16 protein-coding genes are annotated in these 22,956 nt (G+C 70.0%); 3 read left to right on the top strand and 13 right to left on the bottom strand.

The genetic code is table 11. The features are described 5' to 3' along the window. Positions 1-64 precede the first annotated feature (64 nt). From H566_RS24855 to H566_RS0112830, 4 genes are all read right to left on the bottom strand, one after another. Positions 65-1,033: an alpha/beta fold hydrolase gene (locus H566_RS24855; protein WP_084545053.1), complete on the bottom strand. Its 969-nt coding sequence runs from the start codon at positions 1,031-1,033 to the stop codon at positions 65-67. A gap of 25 nt (positions 1,034-1,058) precedes the next feature. Continuing rightward, on the bottom strand, positions 1,059-2,660 hold the full coding sequence (locus H566_RS0112820) for a benzoate-CoA ligase family protein (RefSeq protein ID WP_028311758.1): 1,602 nt from the start codon (positions 2,658-2,660) through the stop codon (positions 1,059-1,061). Positions 2,661-2,931: 271 nt separating this feature from the next. Then, positions 2,932-4,500, bottom strand: a complete 1,569-nt coding sequence (locus H566_RS0112825; protein ID WP_034411531.1) for a 3,4-dehydroadipyl-CoA semialdehyde dehydrogenase — start codon at positions 4,498-4,500, stop codon at positions 2,932-2,934. 5 nt (positions 4,501-4,505) lie between these two features. Further along, positions 4,506-4,973, bottom strand: a complete 468-nt coding sequence (locus H566_RS0112830) for a DUF4863 family protein (RefSeq protein WP_028311760.1) — start codon at positions 4,971-4,973, stop codon at positions 4,506-4,508. A gap of 279 nt (positions 4,974-5,252) precedes the next feature. Between H566_RS0112830 and H566_RS0112835 the strand changes: the two genes are divergently transcribed. Continuing rightward, positions 5,253-6,191, top strand: a complete 939-nt coding sequence (locus H566_RS0112835) for a helix-turn-helix transcriptional regulator (RefSeq protein WP_425387942.1) — start codon at positions 5,253-5,255, stop codon at positions 6,189-6,191. Between the two features lie 115 nt (positions 6,192-6,306). On the opposite strand, the gene H566_RS0112840 is transcribed toward H566_RS0112835, so the two are convergent. Genes H566_RS0112840 through H566_RS24865 form a run of 9 tightly spaced genes read right to left on the bottom strand, consistent with a single transcriptional unit; the run spans position 6,307 to position 17,095 of the window. Continuing rightward, on the bottom strand, positions 6,307-7,428 hold the full coding sequence (locus tag H566_RS0112840; RefSeq protein ID WP_028311762.1) for a glycosyltransferase family 4 protein: 1,122 nt from the start codon (positions 7,426-7,428) through the stop codon (positions 6,307-6,309). A 6-nt stretch (positions 7,429-7,434) separates the two neighbouring features. Then, complete coding sequence (locus H566_RS24860; RefSeq protein ID WP_156924415.1) at positions 7,435-8,343, bottom strand: CpsD/CapB family tyrosine-protein kinase; 909 nt, start codon at positions 8,341-8,343, stop codon at positions 7,435-7,437. Next, positions 8,333-9,706 carry a hypothetical protein gene (locus H566_RS0112850; protein ID WP_028311763.1) on the bottom strand — a complete coding sequence of 458 codons (1,374 nt, stop codon included), beginning with the start codon at positions 9,704-9,706 and terminating at the stop codon, positions 8,333-8,335. Before H566_RS0112850 ends, H566_RS24860 begins: the two co-directional genes overlap by 11 nt. Then, the gene (locus H566_RS0112855) at positions 9,693-10,973 is read right to left on the bottom strand and encodes a glycosyltransferase (protein WP_028311764.1); all 1,281 of its coding nucleotides are present in this window, start codon (positions 10,971-10,973) and stop codon (positions 9,693-9,695) included. Before H566_RS0112855 ends, H566_RS0112850 begins: the two co-directional genes overlap by 14 nt. Before the next feature lie 18 nt (positions 10,974-10,991). Next, on the bottom strand, positions 10,992-12,131 hold the full coding sequence (locus tag H566_RS0112860; protein WP_028311765.1) for a polysaccharide pyruvyl transferase family protein: 1,140 nt from the start codon (positions 12,129-12,131) through the stop codon (positions 10,992-10,994). Beyond that, the gene (locus tag H566_RS29435) at positions 12,128-13,402 is read right to left on the bottom strand and encodes a lipopolysaccharide biosynthesis protein (RefSeq protein ID WP_028311766.1); all 1,275 of its coding nucleotides are present in this window, start codon (positions 13,400-13,402) and stop codon (positions 12,128-12,130) included. Before H566_RS29435 ends, H566_RS0112860 begins: the two co-directional genes overlap by 4 nt. Before the next feature lie 13 nt (positions 13,403-13,415). Then, the gene (locus H566_RS0112870; protein ID WP_028311767.1) at positions 13,416-14,594 is read right to left on the bottom strand and encodes a glycoside hydrolase 5 family protein; all 1,179 of its coding nucleotides are present in this window, start codon (positions 14,592-14,594) and stop codon (positions 13,416-13,418) included. After that, a complete protein-coding gene (locus H566_RS0112875) occupies positions 14,591-15,925 on the bottom strand; it encodes a hypothetical protein (protein WP_156924416.1) in 1,335 nt (444 codons plus the stop codon). Before H566_RS0112875 ends, H566_RS0112870 begins: the two co-directional genes overlap by 4 nt. Positions 15,926-15,943: 18 nt before the next feature. Continuing rightward, the gene (locus H566_RS24865) at positions 15,944-17,095 is read right to left on the bottom strand and encodes a glycosyltransferase (protein WP_084545054.1); all 1,152 of its coding nucleotides are present in this window, start codon (positions 17,093-17,095) and stop codon (positions 15,944-15,946) included. A gap of 1,087 nt (positions 17,096-18,182) precedes the next feature. Here H566_RS24865 and H566_RS30385 point away from each other — a divergent pair. Both H566_RS30385 and H566_RS0112890 read left to right on the top strand, forming a co-directional pair. Next, entirely contained in the window at positions 18,183-21,743 is a 3,561-nt protein-coding gene (locus H566_RS30385; RefSeq protein ID WP_156924417.1) for a PAS domain-containing protein, read from the top strand. Further along, positions 21,740-22,870, top strand: a complete 1,131-nt coding sequence (locus H566_RS0112890; protein WP_028311769.1) for a sensor histidine kinase — start codon at positions 21,740-21,742, stop codon at positions 22,868-22,870. The genes H566_RS30385 and H566_RS0112890 overlap by 4 nt, the downstream gene beginning before the upstream one ends. Positions 22,871-22,956 lie beyond the last annotated feature (86 nt).

Raw genomic sequence — 22,956 nt, forward strand, 5'->3', positions numbered from 1 at the left:
TTTGGCTGGGGCGGCGGCCGGTCTGTGCCGGCTCGCCGGGTGCGGCTTGCGTCGCGGCTGGGGATCAGTGGGGAGGAGAGGCCGCGCGGGCCGGGGCGGCGGTCGCGGCGTGGCCGGTGCCGCACGGGGCGGCCGGCGTGGTTGCGGCGTTTCGCCGCAGGAAGTCGGTCACGGCGCGTTCGAGCGCGTCGGGCTGGTCGCGGTGCGGCGAGTGGCGGCAGTCGGGCAGTTCGAGCAGCTCGGTCTGCGGCACGCGGCGCGCGATGCCGCGCACCTGTTCGAGCGTGCCGTACTCGTCATCGACGCCCTGCGCCGCGAGCACCGGGCAGGCGATGCGCGGCAGCAGCGCGGTGATGTCGAAGCCGGCGAAGGCCGGATCGAGCCAGATGTCGTTCCAGCCGAGAAAGGCCGAGGCCGGGTCGGCGTGATGCCTGGCGAGCTTGTGGCGCAGGTCGGTGGCGTGCCAGGCGTCGCGCGCCTGCTCGATGCTCGCGATCGTCACCGGCTCGACGACGATGTGCGGCGCCGCGACGACGATGCCGCCCGCGCGCTGCGGAAACATCGCCGCGAAGATCAGCGCGATCGAGCCGCCGTCGCTGTGGCCGAACAGCCAGGGCCGCGCGTCGCCGCCGAGGCCGACGGCGTCGAGCACCTGGGGCAGCACCTCGGTCGCCTGGATGTGCAGGAAGTCCGGCCCCCAGCGTTCGTCGGCCGGGCGCGGCGTCGATTGCCCGTAGCCGGCGCGCGAGAACACGAGGCCGCGCCAGCCGGCCGCGCGGCACAGCCGCTCGGGCCAGTCGCGCCAGAGCGAGACCGAGCCGAGGCCTTCATGCAGGAAGACGATGACGGGCGCGGCCGGATCGTCGCCGCCGACCCAGACGGCTTCCAGCTCGACCGCGCGGCCGGACTGGATCGCGCCGATGCGAAAGGGCCGGCCGGCGGGCAGGCTTGCAAGCGCTTGCGGAGCGCGGGCGGCCGGCGCGGCGCCGTGCGCGGGCACCGAAACGGCGGGTTGGTCGGTGCTGCGGTCCATCGTCATGTCCTCGTCCCGGGCCGGCTCACGCCGCCTCGTTCGCCGCGCCGTTCGCCTCGCGCTCGCGCAGCTTGAAGCGCTGGATCTTGCCGGTCGCGGTCTTGGGCAGTTCCTTCACGAATTCGAGGTAGCGCGGGTACTTGAAGGGCGCGAGCCGCTCCTTCACGAAGGCCTTGATCTCGGCCTCCAGCTCGGGCGTCGGCAGCAGCCCGCCCTTGAGCACGACGAAGGCCTTGGTCTTGACGAGCTGGTCGTGATCGACCTTGCCGATCACGGCCGCTTCCAGCACCGACGGATGCTCGATTAGCGCCGCCTCGACCTCGAACGGCGACACGTACAGGCCGCTCACCTTGAGCATGTCGTCGCTGCGGCCGGCATAGACGTAGTAGCCGTCGGCGTCCTGGAAGTACTTGTCGCCGCTCTTGAGCCATTCGCCGACGAAGGTGCAGCAGCTCTTCTCGCGGTTGGTCCAGTACATGAGCGCGGCGCTCGGGCCCTTGATGTAGAGGTCGCCCACCTCGCCGCGCGGCACCGGGCGGCCGTCGTCGCCGCGCAGTTCGAGTTCGTAGCCGGGCACCGGCTTGCCGGTGGAGCCGTAGCGCAGGTCGTCGGCGCGGTTGCTGAGGAAGATGTGCAGCATCTCGGTCGAACCGATGCCGTCGAGGATCTTGGCGCCGTAGCGCTGGGTGAAGCGCTCGCCGATCTCCTTCGGCAGCGCCTCGCCGGCCGAGGCGCACAGGCGCAGCGCGACCTGGTCGGCGGCGGGCGCGTCGGGCGAGGCGAGCATCGACGCGAACAGCGTCGGCACGCCGTAGAACACCGTGGGCTTGTGATCGACGAGGCGCCTGAACACCGCGTCGGGCGTGGGCCGGCCGGGCAGCAGCACGACGGTCGCGCCCACGCTGAGCGGGAAGGTCAGCCCGTTGCCGAGGCCATAGGCGAAGAACAGCTTGGCGGCCGAGAACACGATGTCGCTCTCGGCCAGCCTGAGCACTTCGCGGCCGTACAGCTCGGCGGTCCACCACGGGTTTGCATGCGTGTGCACCGTGCCCTTGGGCTTGCCGGTCGAGCCCGACGAATAGAGCCAGAAGGCGATGTCGTCGCGCGCGGTGTGGGCGGCGTCGGCGCGCGGCGTGGCGGCGGCAAGCAGGTCGCGCAGGTCGTGGAAGCCGGGGCCGAGGCGCGCGGGCTCGTCGGTCTCGCTCGCGACGATGACGTGGCGCACCTCATTGCCGGCGGTGGCGGCCATCGCCTCGCGGAAGGCGGGTACGAGCGATTCGCTGGTGATGATGGCCTGGGCGCGGCAGTGGCCGAGCATGTAGGCGTAGTCGGCGGCGGTGAGCAGGGTGTTGACCGCGACCGGCACGACGCCCGCGTACAGCGCGCCGAGGAAGGCGACCGGCCAGTCGCGTGTGTCGGGCAGGGCGAGCAGCACGCGCTCCTCGCGCCGGATGTCGAGCGCGGCGAGCGCGCCGGCAAAGCGGCGGATGCCGTCGGCGAGGCGGCCGTAGCTGAGCGTGCCCCGGTCGTCGATGTAGGCCGGCTTGGCGGCGCGGCCGGCGTTCAGCGCCATCAGGTGGGCGGCGAAGTTGAAACGCTCGGGCGGCGCGGCGTGGGGGGTGGACATGTCGGCTCCTCTTTGCTGGTTCGCGCGGGACGGCTGGGGCCGGCCTCGGTGTTCTGGTGGTGCTGCGGTGCCAGCATTGCCGGCTGGGCGCGGTGGGTTGCGCCGGGGTCTGGCGTGTTGCGGTGGTCTTGCGCCGCTGGCGGGCAAACGGCCTTCATGCGGCTTTCGGCCGGCGTGCGGAATCGGGCTTCACCCTTGCGGCGCCGGTTTGGGCGGCGCTGGCCGATGGAAGGTCGGTCGTTGCGCCGCGTCTCGGGGGGGGCGCCGCCGCTCAGGGCTGGATCACGGCCGGCGCGAGCGCCTCCAGCACGGCGGGCGCTGCCTGCACCGCGCAGCGCCGGTGATAGAAGCCGAGCCCGCGCAGTCCGCCCAGCTCCTCGCCGCCGCCCGCGCGGCCGGGGCCGCCGTGCAGCGATTGCGGCATCACGTTGCCGTGGCCGGTGTGGGCCGCGCCGCAGTCGGGCGACACCACATGGAGCCGGCCGTGCAGGTCGCCGAGCGCGAGGCAGCTCGCGGCGAGCGCGGCGTGGTCGGCGCCGTAGAGCGAGGCGACGAGCGAGCCCTGGCCGCGCCGCACCAGCGCATGCGCCTCGTCGAGGCTGGCGTAGGGCAGCAGCGTCGCCACCGGGCCAAACACCTCCAGGTCATGCACGAGCGTGGCGGCGGCCGCGTCGCGCGCGCCGAGCAGCGTCGGGCCGACGCAGGCGGCGACGGCCGGATCGGCGCCCACCAGCGCATGCGAATCGCCGTCATGCAGCACCTCGGCCACGCCGCGCAGCGCCGCGATGCCGTCGCGAACCGTGCGGTACTGGTCGCGGCTCACGAGCGAACCCATGCGTACCGACTCGTCGCGCGGATTGCCGACCCTGATGCCCGCGAGCTTCGCGCCGATGGCCTCGGCCACTGCGTCGTAACGCTCGGCCGGCACGAACACGCGGCGGATCGCGGTGCATTTCTGGCCCGACTTGACGGTCATCTCGCGCACCACCTCGCGCACGAACAGGTTGAAGGCGTCGGAGCCGGGCGCGGCATCGGGCAGCAGCAGCGCCGAGTTGAGGCTGTCGGCCTCGACGTTCAGCCGCACCGAATGCTCGCGGAAGGCCGCATGGCCGCGGATCGTCGCCGCCGTCGCCGCCGAGCCGGTGAAGGACACGACGTCCTCGCCCGCCAGCGCGTCGAGCAAGCCGCCCGAGCCGCCGCAGACGATGCTGAGCGCCCCCGCCGGCAGCACGCCGGCCGCGACCACGTCGGCCACCATCTTCTGCGTGAGCCAGGCGGTCGCCGTCGCGGGCTTGACCACCACCGGCACGCCCGACAGCAGCGCGGGCGCGGCCTTTTCCCACAGGCCCCAGGCCGGAAAGTTGAACGCGTTGATGAACAGCGCGAGGCCGCGCGCCGGCAGCAGCAGATGCTGGGAGCGGAACACGTCGTCCTTCGCGAGTCGGGCGGCCGGGCCGTCGAGCAGGGCGCGCGCCTCGCCGAGCGCCGCGCCGGCCTTGGCGAACCAGCCGAGCGTGAACATCGCGCCGTCCACGTCCACGGCGGTGTCGGCCTTGGTCGTGCCCGAGTTGGCGGTGGAGATGGCCTCGTAGCTGTCGCGGTTGGCTTGCAGCACCTTGAGCACCGCGCCGAGCATCGCGGCGCGCTGGCCGTAGCTCATGGCGCGCAGCGCCGCGCCGCCGCGTTCGCGGGCGAAGGCGAAGCCGGCCTTGAGGTCGAGGCCGGCGCTCGACACGCGCACCAGCGCCTCGCCCGTCACCGGATCGGTCAGCGTCTGGCTCTCCCCCTGGCCGGCGACCCATTCGCCGCCGAGGAAGTTGGGAAGCAGTTCGGTCGTCATGGCGCTCAGCCCTTGTGGAATTGGATCGCGCCTTGCGGCAGCAGGTAGAGGACAAGGGCGCGGCCGCCCGAGACGGTCGGCCGATGCTGGCTGCCGGGGCCGTACACGACCCAGCCGGCGCCGTGGCCGTCGAACTTCGCGTCGGCGTCGAGCGGCATGACAAGGTCGATCTCGCCTTCGGGATGGGTGTGGAGCGGGCCTGCAATATCGTTCATGTCAACCACGTCCACGGAAAAGCCGTGGGTCGCGTCGCCGGCCTTGATGACGCGGCCGTAGCGGATGCCGCCGTGCTCCTGGGCGCACATCCAGCCTTCGGCGATGCCGGCGCGGCAGGCGTCGAACACCGCCGAGTAGCCGGGCGTGCCGGGCGCCATCTGCGCGTTGAGCCGGTCGGCCAGCGCCGCGTCGAGCGGCTGGCCGGCGATGCCGGCGGTGATGCCCGCGATGAGCGAGCTGAAGTCCTCGACTGCCATGTGCCTGCCTCGTCACGGCCCGGTGGGCCAGTGGAATTGCGGGGTGGCGGTGTCTTGCGAACATGCAAGATACTGCCTGTCGTTGAGTGCAATTTAGTGCTCGCACTTGAGATGCGTCAAGCAATATAGTGCATCATCGAATCAGGATTGACCCTTGCTCCTGAAGGCCAGCCCGTGCTGAACACGCCCCGATACGACCCGGAAACCACCGTCGCGCCGCCGCGCGCGAACGGGCATACCGACGCGGCCGGCGCCGATCTGCCCGTCGCGCACGGCGTCGTGCCCGACGCGGCCGGCATCGCGCTCGGCCCGCCCGCCGATGCGCCGGCGGCGGCCCGCGCCGAGCGCGATCCCTTCCTCCTCGCCCTCGGCGAGCGCGTGAAGCTGCTGCGCTCGCGCCGTGGCATGCCGCGCCGCGTGTTGGCCGAGGCGGCCGACGTGTCCGAGCGCCATCTCGCCAATCTGGAGACGGGCCTCGGAAACGTGTCGGTACTGGTGCTGCGGCAGGTGGCGGGCGCGCTCGAATGCCCGATCGCCGCGCTGCTCGGCGACGAGACCACCGCGAGCGCCGAGTGGCTGCTGATCCGCGACCTCATGGCCGACCGCGCCGAGCCCGATCTGCGGCGCGCGCGCGAGGCGCTGACCACGCTCTTCGCCGAGCCGTCGCCGCAGGCGCGGCGCGCGAGCCGCATCGCGCTCGTGGGGCTGCGCGGCGCGGGCAAGAGCACGCTCGGCCGGCTGCTGGCCGAGCATCTGGGCTGGCCCTTCATCGAACTCAGCCGAGAGATCGAGCGCACCGCCGGCTGCACGCCGAGCGAGATCCACGCGCTCTACGGCGCCAACGCCTACCGCCGCTACGAGCGCCGTGCGCTCGACGAGGTGATCGAGATCTATCCCGAGGCGGTGATTGCCACGCCGGGCGGGCTGGTATCGGAGCCGGCCACCTTCAACGCGCTGCTCGCGCATTGCTACACGCTCTGGCTGCGCGCCTCGCCCGAGGAGCACATGAGCCGTGTGCTGGCCCAGGGCGACACCCGGCCGATGTCGAACAACGCGCAGGCGATGGAGGATTTGCGGCTGATCCTCGCGGGGCGCGAGGCCTTCTACGCCAAGGCCGACCTCGTGATCGACACCGGCGGGCGGGCGCTGGGCGAGGCTTTCGACGGCATGGTGAAAGCGCTTGCAGCCGCGCTGCCGGGCGTGCCGCCGGCGCGGTGACGCTTGCCGGTCAGAAGGTCCAGGCCAGCGTGGCGATGAAGGCCGTCGAGCGGTCGCGCTCGCTCACTCAGCCCGCTCCGGCCCTCGACGCCGGCATGACCGGCGTGGCCGCTGCCTACGGGGGCGGCTCTGCGCCGGGTTGGTCGGGGGCCTGCGGAAGTTGCAGCATCGAAAGCAGGTCGCGCGCGCCTTGCGCCCAGCGCCAGCGCGACAGGTTGCGTTGCCCGGCGGCAATCAGCGTGTCCCGCAGGCCGGGCGAATCGCGCAGACGTCGCATCGCATCCAGCAGGTCGGCCGGATCGGTCGGATCGATGTAGAGCGCGGCATCGCCACAGACTTCGGGGATCGATGCCGCCCGCGCGGCGATTACCGGGCAGTCGCAGGCCATGGCCTCGATCGGCGGGATGCCGAAGCCTTCGTAGATGGACGGGAAGACGAAGCCGAGCGCATTGCGGTACAGCGCCAGCAGTTCCGCATCGCTGACATAGCCGAGCCACCGGACCCGCCGGTCGGCATCATCGCCGCCGCCCTCGCCGAAGATGCGCCGATCGACGCCACCGGCGATCACCACCGGCAGGTCGGCATTGCCCGCCAGCCGCGCCGAGTCGAGCAGGAGCCGGAAGTTCTTGTGCGGCGCCGCGCTGCTCACGCCGAGGAAGTAGCCGCGGTTGGCCAGACCGTGCCGCGCCAGCACCGACTCGTCGGGCTGCTGCTGCCGCAGATGCTCGGCTCCCTCCGTGATGACGCCGATGCGGCTGGCGGGGATGTCCAGCAGCTCCGCGATCTCCTTGCGCGAGAACTCCGAGACGGTGGCGACATGGCGCGACCTGCGGGCGAGCAGCGGAAGCGCGACCCGGTATAGCAGTCGGAAGCTGCGCCGGAACGATTGCGGAACCCGGTAGACCGCCACGTCGTGGATCACGATCAGCTGCTCCCGCCTCAGCCACGGACCCGTGTTGCACAGGTTGAGCAGCAGACCGTCGCGCGTGGCCCGGTGCAGCGCGACCTGTTCCCAGGCCTGTCCGCCGGGGCCGGCCACGGTCCGCACCACGATGTGCCGGAACCCCGGTGCCTGCGTGCCCTCCGGTACGAGCAGCTCGAACCGGGCTGCGTGCCGCAGTCCCTCGTCGTGCTCCAGCGCGCGATCGAGAGCACGGGTCAGCTCCAGCGCGAACCGGTCCACGCCCGTGAGCCGCCTGCCGAGGAAGCGACCGTTGATGTAGATGCGCCTGCTCATCGACCGTCAGCCGCAGTAGACGATGCCGAGCACCTCGGCCTGCATGCGCTGAAGCTCGCCGAGGAGGGTCTGGAAGCCGGGCAGCGAGGTTCGGTCGGCACGCGCGAGGACGATGACGTCCGCATGCATGCCGGTGATGACGGACTGGTAGTCGGAGCAGCCGTCGCAGGCCGGCACGTCGACGAGCGTCATGTCGGCGCCGGCGGTCAGCGCGCCGAAGCGCGAGCGCACCCGCAGGTCGGACAGGAACTGGCCGGCGTTCGGCGGCACGGCGCCCGCCGTCAGCACCCGCAGCGTCGGCACGCCGCCCGGCGAGCGCCAGGACGGGCCGGCGTCGCGCGCCGACAGGAAAGCCGACAGTCCCGGATGCTGGGTCAGGCCGAACATGTCGTGCATGCGTGGGGAGCGGAAGTCGGCATCGATGAGGCAGGTGGTCATTCCCGACTGCGCATAGACAACGGCCAGATTCGCGGCGAGCCAGCTCCGGCCTTCGCCACGACCTTCGCTCAAGACGGCGATCACGCGTGACTTGCTGCCGAGTGCCATGCGCTGGGCATCGAGCTGGTTGCGCAGCTTGCGCACGGCTTCCGTGCGCCGACCCAGCGGCTCGTGGATGGCGATCAGGTCCGGCGACAGGCGACCGCGTTCGTCATTGGCCAGCGGCACGAGGCCGAACTGGAGCGAAAGCGCCGAATCGAGGTCGCGCTGGTTCAGGAGCCCCATTGCAAGCGCGGTGACGCCGAAGGAATGACCCGAAGTCTTCTGCGCCTCGACGATGCGCGCCACGTCCTCCTCGACCAGCATGCCCTGCTCGACGAGGATTTCACCCAGCATCCGTCCGCGCGACGGCGTGGCCCGGATGACCGGCGTCAGGGGCGAGGCGTCCTCATGGGGATGCGAGGTGTCAGCGTGCATGGTCGGGCTTCCGGCGGTTGGGTTCGATTCGCCAGTCGAGTCGCATGACCGGCAGTTCGGTGAAGGACACCAGGTCATCGATGCTGCGCACGCGCGGGTCGCGCCACTCATGGAACAGGGTCGCGGCGATGCCGGACAGCGCCGTGAGCATGACGGCCAGGATGGCGAGCACGGACAATTTCGGGCTCGACGGCTTGTAGGGCGCGTCGGCATGGGTGAACAGCTTCGCGGTGTTCTCGGACTGCTTGCTCTCCAGCGAGGCCTGGCTCTTGCGGGCAAGCGCATTGTCGTAGGCAGCCTGGGCGCTCTTGGCGTCGCGCAGCAGCGTGGCCAGGCGGGCGCGCTGTTCCTGGAGTTCGAGGATGCGTTCACGCTGCTGGTCCACCGTCTGACGCAACACCCGGTCCTGCTCGTGGGCCACCTCCGCGCTGCGCACCATTGACCGGGCCAGCCGGCCGGTTTCCTTGGCCAGCTGGGCATTGAGCACTTCGAGCCGGGTCCGGATCGCCTGCACGTCGGGATGGGCGCTACCGAGCGCACCCTCGCGCGCGCTCAGTTCGGCCGAGGTGCGCGCGACGTCGGCCCGCAAGGCCTGGATGGTGCTGCTGGCAAAGGATTCGGTGGCGCTGTCGGCGCTGACGCTCGTCTGGAGCCGGGCCTGGCCGGCCGCGCGCTCCTTCTGCACGTCGGCAAGTTCGCTGGAAAGATTGTTGAGATAGTCGAGGTCATTCGAGCTCTTCTCGTCGGCGCTGATGAGCCCGGTTTCGCGCTGGAAGTCGATGACCTTCTTCTGGGTCAGGTCGACGTTGCGCCTCAGATCGTCGAGCTGCTCGTCGTACCAGTCCGCATAGCGTTCCGCCGAGGAGCGCTTGAGCGCGAGATCCAGACGGAAGTAGGTGTCGACGAAAGCGTTTGCGATGCGTGCCGCGCGCTCGGGATCACGGTCCTTGAACGAGACGGTGATCACGTTGCTCTGCTTGCCCACCTTGGCGTCGAGATAGCGCAGCAGCTCGCCCGCGTAGTAGGACTCGAAGGGCACGCCGTCGTCGACCGAGCTTTCCCATTCGTCGTGGGCGCGCGGCTCGGCTTCGAGCCGGAGGTCGCGTATCACCTCGCGCGCCATGCGTTCGCTGGAGATCAGGTCGATCTGCGTCGCCAGATAGCTCGGCAGCAGCTGAGCCGACAGCATCGCCCCCACGATCGGATCGCTGGCCTTCACGTCGTAGAGGATCTCGGCAGAGGCGACGTACTTGCGCGGCAGCACGGCCAGCGCGACCGCGCACAGCAGCGCCACGAGCGCGCTGGTGACGAACAGCGTCCGGCGCCGCGCTCGGAAGACGGCCGGGAGATTAGTGGTCAGCATGGGGCGACTCGCGCAGTGAGGTGTCTTCCAGGGAGACTTCCGAATCGCGGCTGTGACGCGCCCGCGTCGTGCGGCTGGCGATCACCTGGCGATAGAAGTCCAGCGTTCGGGCCGTGACATCGGCGATCGCGAAGGTCGAGGTGACGGATTCCCAGGCGTTGGCCCGGGCCGCGATGGTCGCGGGCGCGTTGATGCAGCCTTCGAGCAGGGCAGCGAGCGCGCCAGCTTCGTCGGGCTCGTACACCCAGCCGCGGCTTCCCTGGGCGACCAGTTCCGGCAGTCCGCCGCGCCGGCTCACGATCGGCGCGACCCCGGCGAGCCCGGCCTCGTACACGACCCGGGCCGCCGGCTCGTTCCACAGCGAGGGCACGACGAGCACGTCGATGGACTGGAAGAACCGCCGTGCCTCGACCACGCCGACGAATTCCACCGGCAGGCCGGCCGAACGTGCCCGCAGTGTCTCGGTATAGGGTGCGCTGCCGTTGCCGGCGACCTTGAGCGTCCAGGTCTGGCAGTCGGGCAGGCGCCGGAACTCGTTCAGCAGGCGGTCGATGCCCTTGTCCGGCGCGATGCGGCCGAGGTAGCCGAAGCGCACGGGCGTGCCGTGGCGCAGCGGCGGCCGGGCCGGGAACACCGGACTGGTCGCCTGCGGGCCGTGCAGGATGGTTTCGTGCCGCGCCCCGGCGAAGCGCCGAGCCGCCCGGTGGGTGTCCCGCATGTGCTGCGAGACATAGATGACGCCGTCAACCAGCGCCGAGTCGCCTGCCGTCACCGATGACAGGACATCGCAGCTCTTGCACGGTCGGGCGCAGTTGCCGCCACGCCGCATGCCCGAGGTCAGGCACATCACGTAGTAGTCGTGGACCGAGTGGACGATCGGGATGCCGCGTCTGCGTGCGGCGCGCCACGGGCCGCTGCCCACGCCGCCGAGGACGTTCGTGTGCACAACGTCGGGCATGAAGTCATCCATGATCCGACCGAGCGAGCGCGAATGGTGTCCCGGACTGCGGTCGATCAGGTGCCAGGCGAGCCGGCGCAACGCGCCGGGCCGGCGGGCCGGGCGCCAGTAGAGATTCTCGACATCGAAGCGGAAGCGGCGCAGACCCGGCATCTGCCAGTCGGGCAGGTCGGGCTTGCCGTCATCGATGGAGGCGACCGCGACATCGTGGCCGAGCTTCACCATCTCCTCGGCCACCAGCCGGATGGAGACCTGGGCGCCGCCGACGACATTGCCACCGTAGTTCGCACTGACAAACAGGATTCGCACGTGAGGGTCTCCGTGGTTTCAGGATTGCGTGAGCGGCGTGATCCCGGCCGGGCGGTAGCCGGTGCATTCGACGAGGGCGCCGAGCAGTTGCAGGCGCTGGCCGCGCGCCGCCCTGATGTCGGCGAGATGGCCGCGCCGTGCTTCGGGGTCGTCCATCGCGGCGAGAAAGCCGCGTACGAGGGCCGGGATCCGGTCAGGGTCGGTGTCGTCCAGCGGCAGGCTTTGCAGCTTGAGGTCGCGTGCAAACGCTTTCATCTTCGCGCCGCGGTTGAGCGCGAACACCGGAACCAGATGCGAGACGAGAATCATCGGGTGCAGCCGCATGGTGACGACCGCGCGTGCCGAGGCGAGGATGGCGAAGGCCTCGTCGACATGGGCGGGTCGCTCGATCGTGACCCGGGTCCGCAAGGCCGGGTCGAGCGCCGCGACGATGAGGCCGGCGCGTCCGGCGTCCTCGTGCTCGCGTTCCTCCATGGCGAGGATGCGGCAGCGCAGGGTCGGATCGTCATCGAGTTGGTCGGAGATCAGGGCGGCGAACATCGTGATCAGCCGCGCCGGGGTGTCGGATTCGAGGGCCGGGCAGATCACCAGCGTGGCGGCGTCAACGTTCGCGGCGGGACGGCCTTCGGCATAGGCGAGCGCCGGGTCGGTCGCTACCAGAGGCCGGGTGTAGGGACGCAGCAGACCGAGGCGCATCGCGATGCCGGCCGAGGCTTCGTCGCGGACGAAGACCGAGTTGCAGCTCGACAGGATGAAGCGCGCGACGCGGCGGCCCGTTGCCGTGCCCAGTGGATCGATGCCGATTGGCGCGGTGATCATCGGCCGGCGGAACAGCCGTGCCAGCAGCGCCACCTCGACATACAGGCCCATGATGCCGCGCACCCACCCGGCGCCGTACCGGTCCTGGATGATCGAGCCGCCGCCGATGATGACCAGATCGCTGCGCGCGATTTCGAAGAGCAGACGCAAGTGCGCGAGCGGAGCCCCGCGCCTGGCCAGCAGTTCGCGCGCGCCGCTGCCGTGCATGACCCCCCGGCGCTGCACGCAGGAAACGATCGTCGCATCGGGGGCCGCCTCCCGGAGCAGCCTCGTCATGGCGTGCGCGATCGCGTCGTCGCCGCGATTCCAGCCCGGAACCCCGACCAAGAGCAGTCTCATGTCTTCTCCATGTTGAATGCGCAATCCACTGCCACTCGCCTCGTGTGCCGGCACAGGCGTGAGTGGACGAAGGCGTAGAAGCCGAGATAGGCAAGGCCCGCCACCGACTGCACCAGCAGCACGGCCTGGATCGCGCTGAAGGTGGGCAAGCGCAGCACCGCGGCCATGGCGGCCAGCTTGAGCAGCAGGACCAGCAGTTCGGTCAGCAGGTGGCCGTGCTGCAGGCGCAACGGGGGCAGGGCGACGATGAAGGCCGCACCCGAGGCGTTGATGGCGGCTAGGAGCATCAGCGCCGGCGCCATGCGTGCGGCGTCGGCCCAGCGCGCGCCGAACAGCAGGGTGAAGGCGGGCTCGCCGGCCAGGCCCAGCAGCAGGGCGCCGACGGCGAAGGGCAGGCCCAGCAGCACGCCCTTCCGCAGGGTCCAGCGCGGCAATCCCTGGTCGCCGGCGCGGAACAGCGGCGCGAACTCGATGGCGAGCGCGGCGCGGACGCTGTCCACCAGCACCGTCATGGGCACCGAGCTGAGTCTCGCGGCAAACCAGAACAGGCCGGCCTCGGTCTTGCCGAAATGCCATGAAAGGAAGATCGGCAGGATGCCTTCCGACAGCACGTAGAGCAGGTTCTGCGGCAGCGAGAACAGGGTGAAGCTCCGGTAGCGGCCCAGCACCCTGAAGGCCGTGCGCGGATGCCAGCGGCGCGCCACGGTCCGCAGACTTCTGTCGTCGCCGAGCAGCGGCCAGATCGAGAGCAGCATGCCGATCAGGTAGGAGACGGCCATCGTCGCCACATCGGGACGCAGCAAACCGCCTGCGAGCTGAGCCAGCGCGATGAGGACCGGTCGTCCTCCCGAGAGCAGCGCCACCGTGCGTGCCTTGCCGCGCCTCAGGGCCAGATAGCCGGCAAGACGCAGCTGGGTCGAGATCGCGGCGGACGCGAGCGCGAGCGCGGCCAGCCACGCGCCCGCCTCGACGACGAGGCCCAGGCACACCGACGCGGCGAGCAGCACCAGCGCCAGCGCCAGCATCAGTCCGCACAGGCACAGCGACGCCTGCGCGACCCGCTGGAGTTCGCTGCGCCGGGTCACATAGGGCGTCGCCACATCCAGGCGCAGCCCGAGCGCGATGTTCGCGAAGTTGAACGTCGTAAAGAACACCACGAAGGACCCGAAGATCTCCGGCGCGTAGACGCGTGCCAGCGCCAGCGACAGGAGAAAGGCCGATCCCTGACCCAGTCCGTTGGTGACGACGAGCAGCAGTTTTGTCCTGGCCACCTTGCCCTCGCCGCTAGTTGTCGCAGGTGGTGATCGCATCGAGCGCCCGACGGCGTGCGCCGTCCTCCGCCGCCGTCGGATCGAGGACGATCGTGGTGGTGCGGTCGCCTGTGCGGATCAGATAACCGCTGCCGGCCGGCGCGCCGAGCGCACGGACCTCGGCCCGCTGCGATGCCAGCGTGCCGAGCCAGCGCGCGACGCAATGCGTCGGCTTGCCGCTCCCGTCGCGCCGGAACAGCCCGAAGTTCGATTCGACGCCGGCAGCGCGGTCGCCGCGGTCGAGCAGTTCATAGATCCAGGCTCCCGCGACGCGCGGCATGGACATCAGCATGAGGCTCGTGTCGAGCAGCTCCCGCGCGGCCGCCGCCGGCGCGAGTTCGATGTCGCTGCCTCCGGTGGGCCAGCCGTACTCGGTCACGTAGATCGGCAACTGACTGGCGTCCCGGCTGGCGGAGAGAAGCTGGTCGAGCGCCGTGACGCGCGTCCTGAACTCGCCGATGCCGCCCTTCGAGCGCAAGGCGAAGTTGTAGAGATGGATCGAGTAGCCGTCGGCGTACGCGCCGATGCCCAGTTCCAGCAGGCGCCGGGTAAATCTCCAGTCCGGGCGGTCGCCACCCACGGCGCCAGCGAGGATGCGGCCGCGATAGCCGTCCTCGCGCAGCGCGCGCGCGACCGCCACGTGCAGGCGGAAATAGGCTTCCGGCGTTCCGGGACCGGCCCGTTTCATGCCGGCGCCGGTCGTCAGGTTCCATTCGTTCCAGACCTCGACGAAGCCCACGTTCGGGCAGCGCGAGACGACGAAGCGGGCATATCGCGTGTAGGCAGCGATGGCGGCATCGGACGTGGGGCGCCCGCCATCGTCGTAGGCCGGGTTGCCGTAGCCGAGCACCAGGACCGAGGCGCCGGCGCGCGGGCTGTCGCACATCACCTGGCGCAGCTTCTCGAAGTTGCGGCTCTCCCTCAGCTCGCCCGGCACGCGCTCGATGTCGGACCAATAGGCCTCGTCGCGCAGGCCCGGCTCGGCCGGGCCGAGGCGCAACAGCAGCCGCTGCGTCTCGCTCGCCGATTCGCCTTGGGCGAGGTGGGTGCCGACCCCGAATGACCAGACGCGGCTGCCTGCCTGCGCGCCAGTGAGGCAGAGCCCGGTCAGCAGCGCGATGGCCGAGCGGACCAGAAGATGGTCGTGCCTCATGCCGGTTCCCGCGATCGGGTGGCAGGGCGGGCGCAGGCCTCGAACTGCGCATGGCCGGCGATCAGGCCGAGCAGCAGGCCGGCGTAGGCATTCTCCAGCAGGTTTCCCGTGATGCCATAGCTCGCCAGCGCGAGCAGGACCGCGATGAATGCCGGTGCCATCGGATGCTCGGCCGGCATGCCGAAGGCCTTCCTGTGCAGCCAGTACAGGTAGTAGATCGCGGCCGGACCGTAGGTCACGTACAGATAGAGAAACTGGTTGTCCGGGGTGACGGCGCGCCGGGCGTCGTGCCAGAACAGCTGCGGTGTGCCGATGGCGCCGATTCCGTTGCCCGTGAAGTAGGCGAGCGGAGACTCGAGCAGCTCGAAGGAGATCGGCCAGGTGGTGTGGAAGCGGTCCCAGAGCGAGAAGAAGATCGACGGGTAGCTCCTCGCGTCGCCATACCCGATGTCGAGTCCGTAGACGATCAGCGGCAGCAGGGCGCCGACCACGAGCAGCACCGTCACGGCCAGTCGCCCGAGCCAGAGCTGCTCGCTGCGGCGAATCGGCAGCAGCAGCCAGAAGCCGGCCAGCAGGCAGCCTTGCAGCATGCCCTTGGTGGTCGTGTAGTAGACGGCGGCCAGCGTGACCGCATAGACCGCGGCCCTCAGACTCCAGCGCTGGACGCGGGCCATCACCCAGAGGCCGCTGAGGCCCAGGATCATCGCTGCTGCGAAGGATTCGCGCGCGAACCCCGAGTAGCGCAGATTTCCGTCGTTGGTCCACCAGAGGCGGGTCAGGCCGATGGCGCCGAATCCCGTGTCCCAGCTGGCGCCGGCCCAGGGCAGCATCTCGACATTGTCCTGATAGACGATGCCCACCACCGAAAGCGCCCAGCAGACGAGCACCAGTCGGAAGAAATCGCGTTCGCGTCGGCGCACGACCGGACCCAGCGCCATGCCGTACAGGAACTGGGCCGCGATCTTGTAGCCCAGGAAGAGCGAGACCAGCGATTCCCCGGAGCTGGCTCCGATCAGTACATGCACCAGCACGAGAACGGCGCCGACCAGCAGCGGACCCTGATGGGGCTTGCGCTGCATCCATCCCCGGTAAAGCGCGATCAGCAGCGTGAGTTCGATGATCAGGTCGCGCAGGTAGAGCAGCTTGCCGATGCCTGCCATGCCAAGCACGAAGCGCAGCGGACCCTCCAGCGTGTAAGACGCCATGACGAGCACGCATCCGGCGAGCATCCAGTCGTCGATGCGGGAGATCGCATCAGTGGCGGGCCTCGGGCGGATGAAGGCGGGTCTGGCCGGCCGAGAGGACGGCGGAGCGGAAAGCGATCGGGACATTGCAGGATCCGCCGTCACTCAGTCGCCGGACGCTTCGAGACGCAGATACTCCTCGTCGGAGGTCGCCTCGGCTTCGCCCAGCAGGCCGCGATAGACCGCCGAGAGCTGGCGGTTCATCCGCTCGGAGCTGAAATGCTCGACGAAGCGCAGGCGGGCCGCGCGGCCCATGCGCTCGACGATGTCGGGGGAGAGGGCATCCAGGGCGCGGACGATGTCGTCGACGCTGTCGGGAGCGAACAGCAGTCCGCTTTCTCCGTCCGTCACGATTTCGCGCAGCCCGCCGACGCTGGCCGCGAGCACCGGCAGCCCGACCCGCATGGCCTCTACCGCCGTCAGCCCGAAGCCTTCCCAGCGCGACGGCATGACCAGCGCATCGGCCGCTTCCATGTAGGCCGCCACCTCGACCCGGGGCTTCCATCCGACCAGCGTGACATTCGTCGAGACCGGCGGCAGCTCGGTCCCGCCGAGCACCACGTCGCCGACGATGCACAGATGTACTGAGGGCCCCATCCGGCGCATGGCGAGCAGCAGCAGGTCGATACCCTTCTGGCGGTCCATGCGCCCGACGAACAGCAGGCGCAGCGAACCCTCGGGCCAGGGATAGCTGGTATCGACCTCGGGCCGGTAGCGCAGCGCGGTGTGCGGGATCGGCGCGATGCCGCTGCGCACCACCTTCAGACGCCGGGCCGGGATGCGGTGGCGTCGCGCCAGCCGCGCCTCGTGTTCCGAAATGCAGATGATCTGGTCGGACCAGCGCGACAGGATGCGTTCGGCGGTGCCGAGCGCGCGGGACGCCATTGACGCCCTGAAACGGTCGAAGGCCCAGCCGTGCGGGCAGTAGACGACTTTCGGACCTTTTCCCCGAAGCAATAGCCGGACCGCCGCGCCCGCATAGCTGCTGTGCGCGTGAATGAGGTCGACCCGGGAATTGGCTAGCAGGCGATTGAGGACGGACTGGATTCTGAGGATTCGCCTGGGACGTGAGCAGTCGTCCCTGAAACTGATGATGCGTACCTGCTCTTCGAGATGGAGATAGGAGAGCTGACTGTCCGGCACGAGCAGCGTAACGCTGAATTGCCCATGTTCGCGGACTTGAGCCGGAATGGTCTCCTCGAGATAGGAGGCGATTCCGCCTTTAAGGGTTTCGGCTACATGAAGCAGGTGAACCATCCCAAGACTCTCAATCCGGAAAGGAGGCGTGCATCTCGATAAGGGATGCCTGTCTGGCCTGAATCGACTGCAAGCCAATCGGGCTTCGTTTCCAAATGAGCTTAATTGCCTGCCCAGCAGGTTTTGCGGGGTGATATTGCTGCTCCGGCAAGCGGCACTATTTATTGCGTGAATGGGCTGAAATGTTGCAATGCGACAAGTAAGTGCTCATGCATTGCATATCATGGATATAGGCAATTTTCTTGATACAGCAATGATGTCGTAAGTCATTGATTTAAAAAACATTAAATTTTCAGTTGACGATTGTGGACAAGAATATCCATGTCGTCTCGGACGTTTATGTCTCATGCCGAACCACCCTGATGAGTGATAGCAAATCACCCTCGTCACGATTGCTCGAGTGTCGTCTAAAGCATGTGTCGCCGAATGCGGCGACCAATCGCCACGCCATTCCGTCGGCGTCGGTGGTGATCGGGTATGCGGGCTTGGCCGAAGTGTCGGCGGGCAGCCTTGGCAATCGCCCAAGCGGATTCCATGGCACGACTCGGCTTCGATCCGTGTGCAGTCCTGCGACGCGCGTCAACGCCGGGATCGCTGATGGGAAACATCGGAGGCGAGCGTTTGCAATGCCTGGTAAATCGGCAGGAATGAATGACATGCCGATACGCTGATTCAATGGTGCCGATTGTCACCGTCAATATTCAATCCGGATTTGCGCCATCCGACCGCCGCCGGCATTGCGCGTGTGCGGCATCAGCCCCGAATTGGCATTCGATCCGGACGAGCTGCCGGACTCGGTTGCTGGAGAATCGGCGGCGCCGTGGCGCGACGACTGCGGCAAGTTGCTGACTCGGTAACAGGGTGCTTCTCGCGCACCGGGGATGCAATCCTTTGCATTAGAAAGATGCATCAGGAATAGGTTTTTGTTCGATTGCTCGATAGCTGAGTGGGCGCCAGCGACCCGACCCCGAGGTACCGGCAGGGCTGGCCTTCGCACGATGGCCGCGCGTCCCACCGGGCAGCCCGGACGGTGACGGCGCGCTAGCGCAAGTACACATTCCCGTCATCTGGCTGCGAGGGGATGCCGATGAAAGCCTGGCTGCACTTCGCTGACTGGCCGCTGCAATGGAAGATGGCCGCATTGCTGCTGGCCGCTTCCCTGCTGCCGCTTGGCCTGTCGATGTGGGTGGATGCACGCCATGCGCGCGAACTGCTGCTCGATGGCCTTGTGCATCTGATCGAGGCCCGCAGCGATCAGGTGGCCGACGAGCTGGACGCCTACAACCGCAGCGTCCAGATTTCCGCTCGCGGGCTGGCGCTCGCACCCCCGGTTCTCCGTTATTGCGCTGCAGCGGATCGTGGCGCGGGAACCGGGCGGCCAGCCCGCGTCGCGGACGAATCCGCCGTCCGGGAACTGCTGGCTACTGTCTCGGCGAGCGACGCCGATCTGCGCGGTGCCGCCATCGTCGATGCCGGTGGACGGGTGCTGCTCGCGCATCCGTCCGGGGCGGAGGGCCGCGTTCTGGCGAACCGGTCGGTGCCGGGTGCCGCGCTGGAGCGGTCGTCCGGAATTGCCGGTGTCTTCCTCGGCCTGCCTGGCATCGACGACCAGCCCATGCTCGCCTTCTTCGCACCGGTGCGGGGTGGGTGCTTGGCCGTGCTCTGGGTCGACCCTGGTGCGCTGTGGCAGCGCATTCGTGCTTCCGACGCGCTCGCCGGGCCGGGCAGCTTTGCCGTCGTGTACGACCGGGAGGGCATCCGCATCGCCCACACCTCGGTCGCCGATCTGGTCTTCCATCCGGCGGGGCCGCTCGCGCCCGCGATCGTCGACGCGCTTGCGGCGGAGCGGCGCTTCGGTTCGCGCACGCGCGAGCTGCTTACAGACGTGAGGCCCTTTCCCGAACAGTTCGAGCGCGCCCGCGCCGACAGGCTTGACCGCGACGTGTTCCGCGGCCGCTCGCCCGTGAACAGCCAGCTCAACTACGGCGTCGGCCGCCGGCTCGAGAGTGTCGGCTGGACTGTGTTCTACATGCTGCCCGCAGCCGCATTCGAGGCGCCACTGCTGCGCTTCACGCGCGAGCGCGCGCTGTTCGGTGCCGCGATCATGGTGCTGGCGATCGTGGCCGGTTTCGTGGTCGCACGCGACATCCTCTCCCCCGCATCGGCCCTGCTGGCGGCGGCCCGCGCCATCGCGGCCGGCGATCTCGCCGCGCGGGTGCGGCCCCGGCGCGGCGACGAACTGGGCCAGCTCGGCCACGCCTTCGACGCGATGGCCGAGCGCGTCCAGGCCCAGGATGCCGACCTGCGCGATTCGCGCGACCGGCTCGACCATCTCGTGCGCGAGCGCACCGCCGAGCTGAGCGCCGAGGTGGCCGAGCGCAGCCGGGCCGAGGCCAGCGCACGCGAGAGCCGCGAGCTGCTTCAGGCCGTCATCGACAACTCCGGCGCGCTCATCTACGCCAAGGACGCCGATGGCCGCTTCGTGCTCGTCAACCGCCAGCTTGCCGCCACCTTCCGCCGCCCGCCCGATGCCTTTCTCGGACATACCGACCATGATTTCTTCCCGGCCGAGGCCGCCGACGCGTATCGCGCGATGGATCTGCGCGTGATCGCCTCGGGCCAGGCGCTGATCGAGGAGGAGCGGGTGCCGACCGACGAAGGCATGCGCACCTACGTGTCGGTGAAATGCCCGCTGCGCGATGCGGCCGACCGCATCCGCGGCATCGTCGGCATCTCGACCGACATCACCGATCGCAAGCGTGCCGAGGCCCGGCTGCGCGATCAGCTCGAACGCATGCAGCTGCTGGACCAGCTCACCGCCGCCATCGCCGAGCGCCAGGACCTGCCCAGCATCTACCAGGTGCTGGCGCTGCGGCTGGAGACACAGCTGCCGGCGGAGTTCGCCTGCGTCTGCCGGCCCGGACCGCAGTCGGGACGGCTGACCGTGATGGGCGCGGGCCGCGCGCGCGCGCCGCTGGACCTGGCGGGCGCGGATGACGCGCGGGCCGGCGCGGCGGCGGACCACGGCAGCGACGTGCGAGGCACGGCGCCGGGCACCGGCGTCGGCCCGCCCTCGCTGCCGGCCGATTGCGACCTCGTGCGGCGCGCTCTCGCCGGTGAACTGGCCTGCGAGCACGACATCGCCGCGCTGCCGGGACCACTCGCGCAGCAGCTCGGCGCGCATGGACTGCGCTCGCTCGTCGTCGCGCCGCTGCAGAACCAGGGCGAGGTGTTCGGCTTGCTGCTCGTCGCCTGCCATGCGCCGGGTGCGTTCAGCAGCGGCGCCTGCGAGTTCCTGCGCCAGCTCAGCACGCACGTGGCGCTCGCCGCGCGCCAGGCCCAGCTGCACGGCGCGCTCCAGCGCGCCTATGACGACCTGCGCCAGACCCAGCAGGCGGTGATGCAGCAGGAGCGGCTGCGCGCGCTCGGCCAGATGGCCAGCGGCATCGCCCACGACATCAACAACGCGATCTCGCCGGTGGCGCTCTACACCGAGGCGCTGCTGGAGCGCGAGCCCGCGTTGAGCGAGCGCGGGCGCGGCTATCTGCAAACCATTGCACGCGCGATCGAGGACGTGGCCGAGACCGTCGCCCGCATGCGCGAGTTCTACCGCGAGCGCGAGCCGCAGCTGGAGCTGCGGCCGGTGCGGCTCGACGAGATCGCGCGCCAGGTCATCGAGCTGACGCGCGTGCGCTGGTCCGACATGCCGCAGCAGCGCGGCGCCGTCATCGATCTCGTCACCGACTTCGCACCCGGGCTGCCGGGCGTGCTCGGCATCGAGAGCGAGCTGCGCGAGGCGCTCACCAATCTCGTGTTCAACGCGGTCGATGCCATGCCCGCAGGCGGCCGGCTGCTGCTGCGCACGCGGCGCCTGGACGGCGAGCCGGCGCGCGCCGCGCTGGAAGTGGTCGATACCGGCGTCGGCATGGACGAGGACACGCGCCGACGCTGCCTCGAACCCTTCTTCACCACCAAGGGCGAGCGCGGCACCGGCCTCGGTCTGGCGATGGTGTACGGCGTGGCTCAGCGCCATGACGCCGGCATCGAGATCGACAGCGCGCCGGGCGCGGGCACGACCCTGAGGCTCGTGTTCCCGGTGCCGGCTGCGCGTCCCGCCGAGGCCGCCGCGCCGCCGGCCGAGGCAAGGCCGGCGCGCCGGCTGCGGCTGCTGGTCGTGGACGACGATCCGCTCATGCTCGCCTCGGTGCGGGACGCGCTCGAACTCGACGGTCACGAGGTGGTGACGGCGGCCGGCGGCCAGGCCGGCATCGAGCTGCTGGGCGCGGCGGCCGGCCAGCCCGCCACGGCGGGGCCCGGCGAGGCATTGGCGCACGCGGCAAGGCCCGGTGCGGGCGGCGCCGCGCCCTTCGACGCGCTCATCACCGATCTCGGCATGCCGCATGTGGACGGCCGCCGCGTGGCCGCCGCCGCGCGCGAGCGCTGGCCCGCGCTGCCGGTCATCCTGCTCACCGGCTGGGGCCAGCGCATGGCCGCCGACGGCGAGCATCCGCCCAATGTCGATCGCGTGCTCGCCAAGCCGCCGCGCCTGCGCGAACTGCGCGCCACGCTGGCCGAACTGGTGGACGCGGCGGCGCCGTCGGGGGCCGCCGGCAGTCCGTCGTCCGCTGTCTCCGGAGACCCGTCATGACCGAGTCCGCCGCGTCACCCCTTGCCCGTCTGCTCATCGTCGATGACGAAGTTGCCCAGATGCGCGCGCTGTGCGACACGCTCCAGGACGAGGGCTATGCGACCACCGGCTGCACGGATGCCGCCAGCGCGCTCGACCTGCTGCGCGCCAAGCCCTTCGACCTGCTGCTCAGCGACCTGATGATGCCCGGCATGGACGGCATCGCGCTGCTGCGCGCCGCGCTGGCGATCGACCCGATGCTGATCGTGATCATCATGACCGGCGAGGGCTCGATCAGCTCCGCCGTCGAGGCGATGCGCGCCGGTGCCCAGGACTACATCCTCAAGCCCTTCCGGCTGAGCGCCGCGCTGCCGGTCATCTCGCGCGGGTTGTCGATGCGCCAGCTGCGCATCGACAACGCCGCGCTCGAGCGCCGCGTGCGCGAGCATTCGGCCGAGCTGGAGGCGGCCAACCGCGAGCTGGACGCCTTCACGCGCTCGGCCTCGCACGACCTGCGCACGCCGGTCGCGGCGGTGATGGGTCTGTCGGAGCTGCTGCTGCTCAAGGCCGGCCCGACGCTGCCGGCCGATCAGCGCGACTGGCTGGCGAGCATCCACAAATCGGCGCGCCACATGAACCGGCTCATCGACGACCTGATGCGGCTGTCGCGCTTCGGCGGGCAGGCGCTCGTGCCCGAGCCGGTCGACATGACAGCGCTTGCACGCGAGGTGGCCGACGAGCGTCTCGCGCAGGAGGCCGGCCGCGATATCCGGCTCGCGATCGAGCCGCTCGCGCCGGCCCGGGCCGACCGGGCGCTGGTGCGCCAGGTGTTCGTCAACCTGCTGTCCAACGCCATCAAGTACTCGCGCGACCGCGATCCCGCCTGCATCACCGTCGGCTGCGACACGGCGGGCGCGGTGCCCGCGTGGTTCGTGAAGGACAACGGCGTCGGCTTCGACATGGGCGACGCGGCGCGGCTGTTCGACGCCTTCGAGCGGCTGCACGGCGCCGACCGGTTCGAGGGCAGCGGCGTGGGGCTGACGATCGTGCAGCGCATCGTCGTGCGCCATGGCGGACGGGTCTGGGCCGAGGCGAGTCCGGGGCAGGGCGCTTGCTTCCACTTCACGCTGGCAAGTGACGCGGGGTGATCGGGGCCGGGCCGGCGGCGCGGGCGCGACAGGCATCGGGGCGGCCGGCAGGGAGCCGGGCTCCGTGTGCGCATGCGACACTCGCC

The organism is Derxia gummosa DSM 723, assembly GCF_000482785.1.
GTDB lineage: Bacteria > Pseudomonadota > Gammaproteobacteria > Burkholderiales > Burkholderiaceae_E > Derxia > Derxia gummosa.